Genomic DNA, 11,810 nt, shown 5'->3' with positions numbered 1-11,810 from the left:
AAGGATGCGTGCCCGACGCCATATCGCAACAGAAGCAGAAGACACCGGCATTGATATGACACCGATGCTGGATGTGGTCTTTATCATGCTGATTTTCTTTATCACCACGGCCACCTTTATCCAGCAGTCAGGCATTACACTGGAGCGTCAGGAGGCTGTAACGGCACAACCTATCCAGGGACAAGCGACAACCATCAGCCTGACAGACGCAGCCACGATTCATATTGATGGCGATAGCATCGAACCGACAAACTTAAAAAGCTACCTGATTAAACGCCTCCTGCCCGGCACAGCCATCATTATTGATTCCGATCGTAAGGCACCCGGTGGTCTGTTAATTCAAGTTATCGATATTGTTCGTCAGGCAGGGTTTGATGATATTACGCTGGCGGCAAAACCAGGACATGCGCCATGATCCATGTACTGGCCGGTCTATCCATTACCTTGCTGCTGTTTGTTGTCATGCAATGGATGGTAGAACCGGAAAGACCGGAGAACAGTGGCTATCAAACTGTTTCGGTTCGTGCTCCAAAGGTGAACGAAGCGCTGGCAGGAACGGCAACCGATAATAACCGTCCTGAAAGTCATCTGAAAAAAGTACCAGACAGCCTCCCACGTCCAGGATTCACTCCTTCTTTCAGCGCAGCCAGCAGCTTGCGTTCAGGCATCAGTGGCAGTCTTTTTGCGCCACCGGATGCCCGGTCCCTGTTGAGCTCTCTCGAAGCACCGGGTTTAGCCGGAAAATCCGGAAGCAATACCCCCACCATCAACCCCGATGCCCTGCCTCTGGCCAGTCTGGATCCGGACTATCCGCGCCAGGCCGTCAATCAAGATCAAAGTGGCTGGGTGAAATTACGTTTTACCGTCACAGAACAGGGAACCGTTGATGATATCCGGGTCGTCGAAGCCAAACCCAAAGGCGTCTTTGAGCAGGCTGCGATCAAGGCGGTCCGTGAATACCGTTTCAGGCCTCGCATGGTCAATGGCAAAGCGGTTCCGCAACGGGCAGAACGAACCATCAGGTTTCAGCTGCAATGAGTATCTCCGGCAATTTTCAGGCATTAGCCTTGATTAAGCGCGTCCCCGTCGCTCGGGCACTTTCGTTCTATTTCCTGCTGATACCTGCACTATTCCTGAACGCACCCGAAGCCCATGCCGGAAAGGCTCTGCAACAGTTACTGGCTGATATTCAGCTCTTCATCACGGCCGGACGTTACCAAAAGGCCCAGATGGATGCGGAAGTCCTGCTGGAACAAACCAGGCCCGGTTCCCAGAAACGGGCGATGGTGCTTCGCACCCTGACCCAGATTGCCATGCTGCGCGGCGACTATACGACCACCAGCAACCACATCCTTGAATTGCTGGATAACTACACACTGCCGGATGATCTGCGCATCACCCTGGAAACCTCCCTTGCCCAGGCGTGGCTGCAACAGGGCAAGGTGGACATGGTCATCGAGCGCCTAACACCACTGCTGAATAACGAACAACTGTCTGTCAGCAATCCCCTGCCCTGGATGATGCTGGCATCGGCCCTGGTGTCCAAAGAACGCTATGCCGAAGCCCTGCCAACCATGACAAAGGCCATCGCTCTTCATCGGCAACCACCTGCAGCCTGGCATGAATTATTACTCAGCATTCAGTTTCAACTGGAGGCTTATGAGGACAGCATTGCCACCGTTAAAACCCTGCTGGATATTCATCCAAACCGTGCCCGTTACTGGCGTCAACTGGCCAGCCTTTACCTCATGCTTGATAAAACCGATGAAGCACTTGCGACCATGGAAACAGGGGCATCACATCATCTTCTGACTCGACTGTCTGATATCGGCCAGATGACCTGGCTGCGACAAAGCACAGGCCAGCCCGCCCAAGCCGCCGGACATCTTGCCAGTGCTCTGAAGAACGGCACAATTGCGGATCATGCACAACACTGGGAACAGCTGGGGGAACTCTGGCTCAGCGCCAGGGAAACCGACCAGGCTATCCAGGCCTTCGCAAAAGCCGGAGAACATGCCGAAACCGGCCAGCCCTGGCAACGGCAGGCCGAACTGCAGATACTCATTCATGATTGGCAAGGCGCTACAGACAGCCTCGCCAGGGCCATTGATAAAGGCGGACTGAAAGACTCAGGAAAAGCCTGGCTGTTACTGGGCTATCTCCATCTCAAAAGTGATAATATCAGTGAGGCCACCCGGGCTTTCCAGTCCGCCACAGATTGGGAGACCGTTCAAAATGATGCCCAACAGTGGCTGACGTGGCTTTCCCAATCCAACGGCCAACCGAACGACTGACAACAATTTTCTGATGAGCAACACCGCTTTCACCACCTTGCCGTCACTGCCCGTGACCGAGGTTCTGCCCGATATTGCCAACGTACTCTCCCTGCATGACCGTCTGTTGTTAAAGGCGCCAACCGGCGCTGGTAAAACGACACTGGCGCCACTCTATCTGCTGAATGCTGGCTGGCGAGGAGATGGCAAGATACTGGTACTGGAACCTCGCCGACTGGCCACCCGCGCGGCGGCATCCCGCATGGCCCAGCTTCTGAATGAACCGGTAGGAAAAACCGTTGGCTATCGCATGCAGCTGGACAGCAAAATCAGCCGTGAAACCCGGATTGAAGTCATTACCGAGGGAATACTCACACGTATGCTGCAGGATGACCCGGCGCTCAGTGGTGTCAGCCTGGTCATCTTTGACGAATTCCATGAGCGCTCCCTGCAGGCAGATCTCGGACTGGCGCTGGCGCTGCAATCCCAACAGGGTTACCGCGAACCGGATGATCCCCTGAAGCTGCTGGTCATGTCCGCCACGCTGGATACTCCCGGGCTGGCTGAATTGCTCGTTTGCCCCGTTATTAACAGCGAAGGTCGCAGTTATCCGGTAACGGTGCACTATAGTGAGCGTCCACTCCCGCCCGGCGATATCCGTGCTATCTGTGACAACATGGTAAATACCATTCGTCAGGTGATACAGGAAGAAGAAGGTAATTTGCTGGCTTTTTTACCCGGTTACACCGAAATCAGACATGTGGCTGACGGTCTCCAGAACCGGGGATTACCTGACGGCATTGATGTCTATCCATTGCATGGCAGTCTTTCCCAGACTGAACAGGATCAGGCCATACTACCTTCTCCTACCGGCCGTCGCAAAATTGTACTGGCCAGCGCCATCGCGGAAACCAGCCTGACCATTGAGGGCATCCGCCTGGTCGTCGATGCCGGATTGATGCGTCTACCCCGCTTTGATCCCCGTACCGGCATGACGCGCCTGGATACCACCCGGGTATCAAAAGCGAGCGCTGACCAACGCAAAGGTCGCGCCGGACGCCTGACATCCGGCCAATGCTACCGTCTGTGGACAGAACAGGAACATCAGCAACTCTCGGCGTTTTCACCACCGGAGATTACAGAAGCCGATCTGGCGCCGGTTGTTCTGGAGCTGCTGAACTGGGGCATGTCAGATTGCGATGAACCGGACTGGGTAACACCTCCGCCAAAAGCCGCCGTTGAGCAGGGCTGCCAATTGCTGGAAGCTCTGGGGGCAGTCGAATACAAACAGCATCGCTGGTTAATCACACAACACGGTCGGGCCATGGCGGAAACGGGATTGCATCCTCGCCTGGCCCATATGGTGTTAACCGCACGCCAACAGGGACTGGATTATCTGGCAGCGCAATTGTGTGTCCTGTTAACGGAAAAAGATCCGGTTCGCGGCTATGCCTCGGAGCGTCCGCTGGATATCCGGTTGAGACTGGCATTACTGGATGGCGAATCCGTCCCGGGTCTCTGCATTGATAAAGCCGCAGCCAAATACCTTCAAAAACTGACTGACCGATGGGCCCGACGTCTGCAGGCCGGAAAGCCGGTCGCCTACAAGACCGATGCGATATCCACATTATTAGCCTGCGCCTATCCGGATCGAATTGCTCGCCGCAGAGCGCAGGCCGGACAGTTTCTTCTCAGTGCAGGTCAGGGTGTCGCCGTGCCAGATCATGACCCGTTGTCCGCGGCTGAATACCTTGTCGTTCCCACATTGGGTGGCCAGCGGAAACAGAGTAATGCGACTGCATTCCTTGCCTGTGAAATTCAACCTGAACACATTACTGAACTGTATCCGGATCGTCTTGAAACGAACGATAGTATCCACTGGGATAAATCCACCAAAAGTGTTGTCGCCAACCGGGAAACCCGCTTTGGTGCAATAGTACTGGTACGTCAGCCCCTGGCATCGCCCCCCGCAGAGGTCATCTGCACAGCACTGATTGACGGTATACGACAATCAGGCCTTAAAGTCTTACCCTGGGCGCAGGAAAGCGAACAGCTCCGGGCAAGGATAAGCTGCATTGCACAATTTGAGACCGATTGGCCTGACGTCACAGAAGCAGCCTTACTCCTGTCACTGGAAGACTGGCTTGCGCCTTTTCTTATCGGTATGACCCGGTTTGACCATCTCAAAAAACTGGATCTTGTTACCTGTCTGAAAACCCAGCTGGACTGGCCAGCCCAACAGCAACTGGAGAAAGAAGCGCCGGAACGGCTCAAAGTCCCGAGCGGTTCACACATCCGCATTGACTACAGTAATCCGGTCGAACCGAGGTTATCCGTCAAACTTCAGGAGTTGTTTGGTTTGCTGGAAACGCCTGTGATCTGTTCTGGCAAACTGCCCATTACCATTGAGCTGCTGTCACCGGCCATGCGCCCGGTACAGACAACCCGGGATCTGAAGAGTTTCTGGAAAACAACCTATCATGATGTCAAAAAAGACTTGAAAGGGCGTTACCCCAAACACTATTGGCCAGATGATCCTTTCACGGCCATAGCCACACATCGAGTCAGACCTGACAAGTAAGCAATAGTCACTGCCAACAGCCATGCAACAGAAGGGCTGATTTCACAGGTTCTTCTGCCTGCAACGCTTGACCTCATGATGTCACTTACTATTAACTGTGCACCATCCTCAACGATCGGCTATCGCAAATGAACAAACCACGCTGCGAATGGTGCACTGCCGACCCACTGTATCAGCATTACCACGACCACGAATGGGGTCGCCCTGTGCATGATGATCGCACGCTGTTTGAGTTACTGATCCTGGAAGGTGCCCAGGCAGGTCTCAACTGGCTGACGATTTTAAAAAAACGCGAAGGCTATCGCTCAGCGTTTGATAATTTTGATGCTGAAAAGATGGTTCGCTATGATCAGGAAAAAATTGAAACACTGATGACGGATAAAAACATCATTCGTAACCGGATGAAAATACTGTCAGCGATTAACAATGCTCACGCGTTTCTCAAAATAATTGAGAAATATGGCTCATTTAACGAATTCATATGGAAGTTCGTTGACCACAAACCTAAACTCAATCACTGGGATACTCAGGCAGATGTTCCGGTTATCTCAGCCGAGTCTGAAATAATGAGCAAAGAATTGAAGAAGTATAAGTTCAGCTTTATTGGGCCTACAATTTGTTATGCTTATATGCAATCGATTGGAATGGTAAATGATCATACTCTATCCTGCTTTTTATACCATGGTGATTGCAGGCGTGAACTCAAACAGTCAGAATGAGCATCCAATCCGAAAGTACTCGCTTAACGTTATTCTAGAATGCCTAAAGATCCCGGATCTACAGAACAAACAACACTGTTCAAAAGCGCTTGAATGTATGATATAGGATCATTTTCTTCCTTGCCACAATTACCAATATAATCGTATGACATGACCAGAAAAGAGAATATCTTTTTGTGTCGGCAGACATCAAAACAGCCATAAAATAATTTCCCAAATTTTATCGCACAGTCTGGCAATATCAACAACATCACCTACACTCCAGCATCAAGTCGATTTCGTATGCACTTCAGCATATCGACTAAACCAGCAGACTGCTTGCTATATCCTCGCTTAGCCATTTCTCGTATAGCTTGAATATAGAGAGCAAGCGGCTTGGGCAAGTGCAATGGACTTTGTGTTAATACTGATACTTGGGTGAGAAGTACCATGAAGATAGTCCGACTATATCCATTATTTTTTTTCTCGCTGCTTATGGCCTTGTTTTCATATGCCCATGATAAGCCGGTTGAAAAGAATGCCTATAATACCTATTTCGAGGAACGAAAAGCCGAGATCACCATACCAGATTTGATCAGTGAACCGGAATATATCAGTAGTCCGGATGCCAGTGGAAAACCTGAACTGGCTGAAGTATCAGTCAAGTTTTTACCTGGTACGGCTTACTTGGCTTATATTTACGCACATAACCATGATACTGGCGTTCTCCAGAATTTTGGAACTTTCTACGTCAATTCACACTGGCACACATTCTTGCCGGTCGGTTCAAAATTTAAAATCACGGTATTGGGGGCAGGCAAACACTGTCGCTTCTTCACAGTCGTCAACGCTACCTATGCACATCTTGAATTCTGGGGTACTTCAGATCATTCCAAATATGAGTATGTTGGTGGCGACGCGATAATTGAAGACGATTTTTATACGACGCACTCAGTCCATGGTTGTCCTGATCCGTAGTAGCAGGAAAGAAGCCATAGCGTAACATGTAGAACAAGCCGCACAAACGTGCGGCTTGTTCTTTTTGAATAGGTTTTATTACTTCACCTTGTTGTTTATACATTGTTAAAAAGATAATGCCAGACGATTTCGATTCGTTAAAAAATCAATAAACAATTGGCAACATGTGATCTGAGATAAACGTCGTACGCCTTTCTTTTCATAAAAACCATCACAAGCAAAGTATCTATTAGCAGCACCATAAAACTGGCACACTCATTTTTCTCTGCCGATATTTTACATCGTTATACACATTTTTTCCTAACACACAAGTACAAAGCCTGCTTTTTTAAATCTTTGCACAGAATTTGTTAACACAATCTGGCAATATTAAAGGCATCACCTACACTCCTGCATCAAGCCAATGATATGAACATGGGACACATTGGCTATAGCAGCATTGTGAGAGCTTCATTCAGTGTCTGTGTATTTATATGACATAGCATGAATGCTGAAAGCTATTGTGTGAACACATGCCGCGGGTATTTCAATCCCAAAACTTAAGTGAGATGTACTATGAAAACAGCCCGAACATTTCTATTCTATTTTTTCTCACTGATCCCCACTCTTTTTGCATATGCCAGCGAGGGAAACTTTAATGAAACGAATGAACACCAATACAAGGTATCGGCAAATTTTGATGATCGGGCCGAGATTTCTATCGAGCTCATATCTGGTACAGCCTTTGTGTCCTGGATATTGACCCGTAACAGCGAAACAGGTGCCCTGGACGATTATGGCCGCTATTACGTCGGCGATTTCTGGAAATCCTTCCTGCCGGTGGACTCAAGCATTTTAGTGGCTGTTCGAGGTAATGGCGTCAACTGTTACTATTTCAGAGTCAAAGAGCCTACCTTTGGGCATATTCAAATGGGGGGTAGCGCTGTCAGTCCAAGCATTGAAATTGTTGCTGGAGAGGCGCTTGAAATCAAAAGACTGTACAACACACTCAGCCCCGCAGGCTGCCCTGATCCATAGCCATTTAGATACTGTGCAACATAACGTGTTGTGACGATTCGCAGGATTCAGTATTACCATACGAATCGTCACAATACATGTTGTATTTATATTCAGACTGCCAGTGATAGATTTTCTATACGATCATGCAAGGCTACATACTGCTGCGATAATTTATGGCCAGGAGCAAAAAATATCAGTGGCATGCAAGCATGATGTGACTCACGCATTTTCACGGACTGGTTCAGGTAAGTCGGCAAAACGGGAAAATCTTCCTGAAGCAATTCATCAATAAGCTGTAGTGGTAATTTTGCCTGTGGCTGAAACTGATTGACAATAATCCCCTCCACAGCCAGTTTCTGATTATGGTCTTCTTTCAACTCTTGAATCTCAGCCAAAACACCAAAAAGTGCCTGTCTCGAAAAAGCATCACAATCAAAAGGAATCAAGCACCCTTCAGCGGCAATCAAAGCGGAGCGGGTATAAAAATTCAATGCTGGAGCCGTGTCTATATAGATACGATCATATTTTCCCGACAGCGTTTTAAGCGCATCACGCAATTTATAAATTTTATGCTTACTTTCCAGTTTATGTTGCAGTTCTTCCAGCTTTTGACTGGCCGGCATAACATCCAGGTTATCAAACGGCGTGTGGTGAACAAACTCCGAAGGTTCTTTGGTAAAAAGATTGAAAGAGAGCGTCTGTTCAAACAGATCAGCAACGGTATTTTTCAGTGCTTCCGGACCATAGCCCAGCAGATAATGCGTTGCATTCCCCTGTGGATCCAGGTCAACAACCAGGGTCTTCAAGCCTTCACTGGCACTGATTGCAGCGAGGTTACAGACAATACTGGATTTACCCACACCACCTTTCTGATTAAATACCACCCGCCGCATGTCGTTTCCCCCTGATGATCGGGCATGGCCATGGCATGACGGTAACCGTCATCCACCCGCAATTCAATAGTTGATGGCTATCGCGACGAAAAACGGCAACCCTCTGCCCGGTAGCACTACGTATTGCCACCGATACCAAACAAACTACGATAGAGCCAACTCAACCAACAACAATCAACAGATGTCGTGTTCCAGCCATGCTGCCAATCACCGAGACGGAACCGTTCGCTCCTCCACGAGAAACCGCCAACCTGTTACTTGATATTGCGATTTTACAGCTACGGTGCGGCGCACATACAGAGCGGGTTAATCGCGATGTAAAGCGGTTTGCCCGTGCGCTCGGTTATGAACCTGAACTGTTTTTTTCTTTTTCTGGCGTGACGCTCACCCTGCAAAATCAGCAGCACACCATCACCCTGTTTCGTCGCGTCGAGACCCACGGGATAAAGTTAAGTGTCCTGGTCGGGATCAGCCGACTGAGCTGGCGGGCACTGGAAGAACGACTGTCCATTGATGAGATCAGGGAAGAAGTCTATCAACTGAAAGAAAGCCCTGCTTATCCCTTTCCCTTGATAGTTGCGCTGGTATCACTGGCCTGTGCCAGCCTGGCCCGACTTTTTGGCGCAGATGCGCTCGTTATGGTGACCACCGCTGTCGCCACCATGGCCGCCCTTGTCACACGACATACCCTTCAGCAATGGGGATTCAACATCTTTCTGGTCATCGCGTGCTCTGCATTTATGGCAGTCGCAATCAGTGGGCTGGGTGTCCACCTGGAAATAGGAAAATCCCCTCACCTGGCCATAGCCACTTCCGTGCTTTTCCTGGTGCCAGGCGCACCACTGATTAATGCCGTTATCGATCAGATCAATGGCCATATCCTGGTTGGCGTAGCCCGGGGCATCATGGGGACGGTTATAGCCTTCGCGATAGCACTTGGCATGCTGGTCGCCCTGAACATGCAAGGACTCGGACAACCATGATGCCTGGCATAGAAGCATTTTTGGAAGCCGCCTTCTGGTCAGCCGCCACGGCTACCGGATTCGCTGTACTCTTTCATGTACCGCACCGCTCGCTATGGCTGGTAGCCCTGCTGGGAGCTCTCGGCTATTGCCTGCGCGTTGCCTGGCTGGCCCATGGAGGCGGGATTGTTCCGGGAACCCTGTTGGCCTCATGTACCATTGGTGTTGGCAGCATGGTTCTCTCTTATTTCATCCACTCTCCAGCTGTCGTTTATTCAATGCCCGCTGTCATCCCTATGGTGCCCGGCACTTATGCTTATAAAACCATGATTGGCCTGATGCAAATAGCAGACAATGGCGCCACGCTCGATGTGCTTATAAAAACGGTTAACAATGGGTTAGCAACCGGCTTTATCCTGGTTGTACTGGCCATTGGCGTTTCCATACCCAACCTGTTGCTGCGGGGAAGGAGTATCCGCGAGATTCGCTGGCTGTCGGCCAAAAAATCTGACAGCCCGCCGGTATAAGCTCACGTATCTGAGGATAAGGCTCGTTCCCGTTGATACGCCTCATAATCCGGTACCAGACGTTCAAATGGCTGGTTGAATAGCGGTGATGAAATAATGAAATCTGCAGAGGACGCATTGCAGGCCACCGGAATATTCCAGACGGCTGCCAACCGCAACAATGCCTTAACATCGGGATCATGAGGCTGGGAAGACAGCGGGTCCCAGAAGAAGATCAAGGTATCCAGCCTTGACTCGGCAATCATGGCACCAATCTGCTGATCCCCACCCAGTGGACCGCTCATGAGAGGATGAACCTTTAATCCAAGCTGATGATTCAATAACTCTCCCGTGGTTCCTGTCGCGTAAAGGTGGTGCGCTGCCAGTTGTACCTTGTGTCGTTTACACCACACCAAAAGATCAGCTTTTTTGTTGTCATGTGCAACCAGCGCAACATGCCGGCACTCGGGCATGATCACAGTTTTGTAGTGCATGGTATTCACTCAAAAAACGGGCCTATACGAAAAAGGCTGCCTGATGGCAGCCTTAGTCATTTCAAACATTAAAGGGTGGCAGTTTCTTTTCGACACAAACCCTGTTCAAGCGGGTATGGACTGGCACGCCATTCTTGAAGGGAGGATAGTCTTCTCCCATGATCAGAGGCTCAAGGTAACGTCGACACTCTTCAGTGATATGCAGACCGTCTTCACTGATAAAATGGCGCGGCATTTTCATTTCCACGTTGGCCACCATTTCCAGTGGCGCTTCACCAATGGACCAGGTGTATTCAGTACCTTCACCCCGGACGATGGTTGGCATAATGCCATTCTTGCCCTTCATGGCATACTCAACGGCCGCGGCGCCGACAGCATAAGCCTGCTCCACATCCACGGCAGAAGCCATGTGACGGGCGGCACGCTGCAGATAATCCACGACGGCCCAGTGATATTTGTAGCCCAGGGAATCCTTTACCATCCGCGCCAGAATCGGTGCAGTACCGCCAAGCTGTACGTGACCAAAAGCGTCCGTGGAGCGAGAGGCGGACAGGAAAGTCCCATCCCCATAGTGTGTGCCTTCAGAAGCGACAATCACACAGTAACCGTGATCTTCCACGGTTTGCTCGACCCGGGCCAGGAACGTTTCCCGACAGAACTCAATTTCCGGAAACAACAGCATATGGGGCGGATCATTTTCATGATCCATTGCCAGCGCCGCCGCAGCGGTGATCCAGCCTGCATGACGCCCCATGACTTCCATAATGAATACCTTGGTAGAGGTTTCATGCATGGATTCAATATCCAGTGAAGCTTCCTTAACCGATGTCGCAATATATTTGGCGACAGAACCGAAACCGGGGCAGTTATCAGTTGCCGGAAGGTCGTTATCCACGGTCTTGGGAATACCGATACAGGTAATGGGATAACCCATCTCCTGACTGTACAGGGAAACCTTATGGGCAGTATCCATGGAATCCCCGCCCCCGTTATAGAAGAAATAGCCAATATTATGCGCCTTGAAGACCTCAATCAGGCGTTGGTATTCCGCGGGTTTATTCTCTGGCGTGGATAACTTGTAGCGACAGGAACCGAAAGCGCCACCGGGTGTGTGACGCAGGCCGGCAATGGCATCGATAGACTCAAGGCTGGTATCAATCAACTCTTCCTGGAGGGCTCCCAGAATGCCATTGCGACCGGCAAACACCTTACCGATCTGATCCGGGTACTGTCGGGCGGTTTCAAGGACACCACAGGCACTGGCATTAATAACAGCAGTGACCCCTCCGGACTGGGCATAAAAGGCATTTCTGACGGACATCCAGGACGCTCCTGTTACTTGTGTCTATCCTGTTGGGCAGCAGACCATGCTGCAAGGGCTCAATTATGGCGTGGCAATCATACTGGAAATCCGTGTCTGAGCCAA

At 50.3% G+C, this 11,810-nt stretch carries 12 protein-coding genes; 9 read left to right on the top strand and 3 right to left on the bottom strand.

Annotated elements, in window-relative coordinates:
- The first annotated feature begins 4 nt into the window (after positions 1-4).
- The 7 genes from AC27K1_RS12895 (at position 5) to AC27K1_RS12865 (ending at position 7,547) form a co-directional block, all read left to right on the top strand.
- On the top strand, positions 5-415 hold the full coding sequence (locus AC27K1_RS12895; RefSeq protein WP_487151062.1) for an ExbD/TolR family protein: 411 nt from the start codon (positions 5-7) through the stop codon (positions 413-415).
- Positions 412-1,038, top strand: coding sequence for an energy transducer TonB (locus tag AC27K1_RS12890; RefSeq protein ID WP_487151060.1), 627 nt, complete (start codon positions 412-414; stop codon positions 1,036-1,038). Before AC27K1_RS12895 ends, AC27K1_RS12890 begins: the two co-directional genes overlap by 4 nt.
- Positions 1,035-2,294, top strand: coding sequence for a tetratricopeptide repeat protein (locus tag AC27K1_RS12885; RefSeq protein ID WP_487151059.1), 1,260 nt, complete (start codon positions 1,035-1,037; stop codon positions 2,292-2,294). The genes AC27K1_RS12890 and AC27K1_RS12885 overlap by 4 nt, the downstream gene beginning before the upstream one ends.
- Before the next feature lie 13 nt (positions 2,295-2,307).
- A complete protein-coding gene (hrpB, locus tag AC27K1_RS12880; protein WP_487151057.1) occupies positions 2,308-4,854 on the top strand; it encodes an ATP-dependent helicase HrpB in 2,547 nt (848 codons plus the stop codon).
- A 128-nt stretch (positions 4,855-4,982) separates the two neighbouring features.
- Positions 4,983-5,573 carry a DNA-3-methyladenine glycosylase I gene (locus tag AC27K1_RS12875; protein WP_487151056.1) on the top strand — a complete coding sequence of 197 codons (591 nt, stop codon included), beginning with the start codon at positions 4,983-4,985 and terminating at the stop codon, positions 5,571-5,573.
- 429 nt (positions 5,574-6,002) lie between these two features.
- Positions 6,003-6,530: a hypothetical protein gene (locus tag AC27K1_RS12870; RefSeq protein WP_487151055.1), complete on the top strand. Its 528-nt coding sequence runs from the start codon at positions 6,003-6,005 to the stop codon at positions 6,528-6,530.
- A gap of 555 nt (positions 6,531-7,085) precedes the next feature.
- Entirely contained in the window at positions 7,086-7,547 is a 462-nt protein-coding gene (locus tag AC27K1_RS12865) for a hypothetical protein (protein ID WP_487151054.1), read from the top strand.
- 92 nt (positions 7,548-7,639) lie between these two features.
- Here AC27K1_RS12865 and AC27K1_RS12860 read toward each other — a convergent pair whose 3' ends face one another.
- Entirely contained in the window at positions 7,640-8,422 is a 783-nt protein-coding gene (locus AC27K1_RS12860; protein WP_487151052.1) for a ParA family protein, read from the bottom strand.
- 197 nt (positions 8,423-8,619) lie between these two features.
- Between AC27K1_RS12860 and AC27K1_RS12855 the strand changes: the two genes are divergently transcribed.
- Both AC27K1_RS12855 and AC27K1_RS12850 read left to right on the top strand, forming a co-directional pair.
- Positions 8,620-9,405 (top strand): threonine/serine exporter family protein, encoded by a 786-nt coding sequence (locus AC27K1_RS12855; protein WP_487151050.1) that lies wholly within the window; start codon positions 8,620-8,622, stop codon positions 9,403-9,405.
- The gene (locus AC27K1_RS12850) at positions 9,402-9,911 is read left to right on the top strand and encodes a threonine/serine exporter family protein (RefSeq protein WP_487151048.1); all 510 of its coding nucleotides are present in this window, start codon (positions 9,402-9,404) and stop codon (positions 9,909-9,911) included. Before AC27K1_RS12855 ends, AC27K1_RS12850 begins: the two co-directional genes overlap by 4 nt.
- A 2-nt stretch (positions 9,912-9,913) precedes the next feature.
- On the opposite strand, the gene AC27K1_RS12845 is transcribed toward AC27K1_RS12850, so the two are convergent.
- Together AC27K1_RS12845 and AC27K1_RS12840 are read right to left on the bottom strand one after the other, a co-directional pair.
- On the bottom strand, positions 9,914-10,384 hold the full coding sequence (locus AC27K1_RS12845) for a methylglyoxal synthase (protein ID WP_487151046.1): 471 nt from the start codon (positions 10,382-10,384) through the stop codon (positions 9,914-9,916).
- A 61-nt stretch (positions 10,385-10,445) separates the two neighbouring features.
- A complete protein-coding gene (locus tag AC27K1_RS12840) occupies positions 10,446-11,705 on the bottom strand; it encodes a 6-phosphofructokinase (RefSeq protein ID WP_487151044.1) in 1,260 nt (419 codons plus the stop codon).
- Positions 11,706-11,810: the final 105 nt, after the last annotated feature.

The organism is Kistimonas ophiarachnellae, assembly GCF_057552235.1.
Note: the sequence above shows the minus strand (reverse complement) of the source record. Positions and strands in the feature narration are given on the sequence as shown.

What these genes read in the sequence shown, in the direction of transcription:
- AC27K1_RS12850 (WP_487151048.1), top strand. Translation starts at nt 9,402, where the DNA reads ATGATGCCTGGCATAGAAGCATTTTTGGAAGCCGCCTTCTGGTCAGCC.
- AC27K1_RS12870 (WP_487151055.1), top strand. Translation starts at nt 6,003, where the DNA reads ATGAAGATAGTCCGACTATATCCATTATTTTTTTTCTCGCTGCTTATG.
- AC27K1_RS12865 (WP_487151054.1), top strand. Translation starts at nt 7,086, where the DNA reads ATGAAAACAGCCCGAACATTTCTATTCTATTTTTTCTCACTGATCCCC.
- AC27K1_RS12890 (WP_487151060.1), top strand. Translation starts at nt 412, where the DNA reads ATGATCCATGTACTGGCCGGTCTATCCATTACCTTGCTGCTGTTTGTT.
- AC27K1_RS12855 (WP_487151050.1), top strand. Translation starts at nt 8,620, where the DNA reads ATGCTGCCAATCACCGAGACGGAACCGTTCGCTCCTCCACGAGAAACC.
- hrpB (WP_487151057.1), top strand. Translation starts at nt 2,308, where the DNA reads ATGAGCAACACCGCTTTCACCACCTTGCCGTCACTGCCCGTGACCGAG.
- AC27K1_RS12845 (WP_487151046.1), bottom strand. Translation starts at nt 10,384, where the DNA reads ATGCACTACAAAACTGTGATCATGCCCGAGTGCCGGCATGTTGCGCTG.
- AC27K1_RS12840 (WP_487151044.1), bottom strand. Translation starts at nt 11,705, where the DNA reads ATGTCCGTCAGAAATGCCTTTTATGCCCAGTCCGGAGGGGTCACTGCT.
- AC27K1_RS12860 (WP_487151052.1), bottom strand. Translation starts at nt 8,422, where the DNA reads ATGCGGCGGGTGGTATTTAATCAGAAAGGTGGTGTGGGTAAATCCAGT.
- AC27K1_RS12885 (WP_487151059.1), top strand. Translation starts at nt 1,035, where the DNA reads ATGAGTATCTCCGGCAATTTTCAGGCATTAGCCTTGATTAAGCGCGTC.
- AC27K1_RS12895 (WP_487151062.1), top strand. Translation starts at nt 5, where the DNA reads ATGCGTGCCCGACGCCATATCGCAACAGAAGCAGAAGACACCGGCATT.
- AC27K1_RS12875 (WP_487151056.1), top strand. Translation starts at nt 4,983, where the DNA reads ATGAACAAACCACGCTGCGAATGGTGCACTGCCGACCCACTGTATCAG.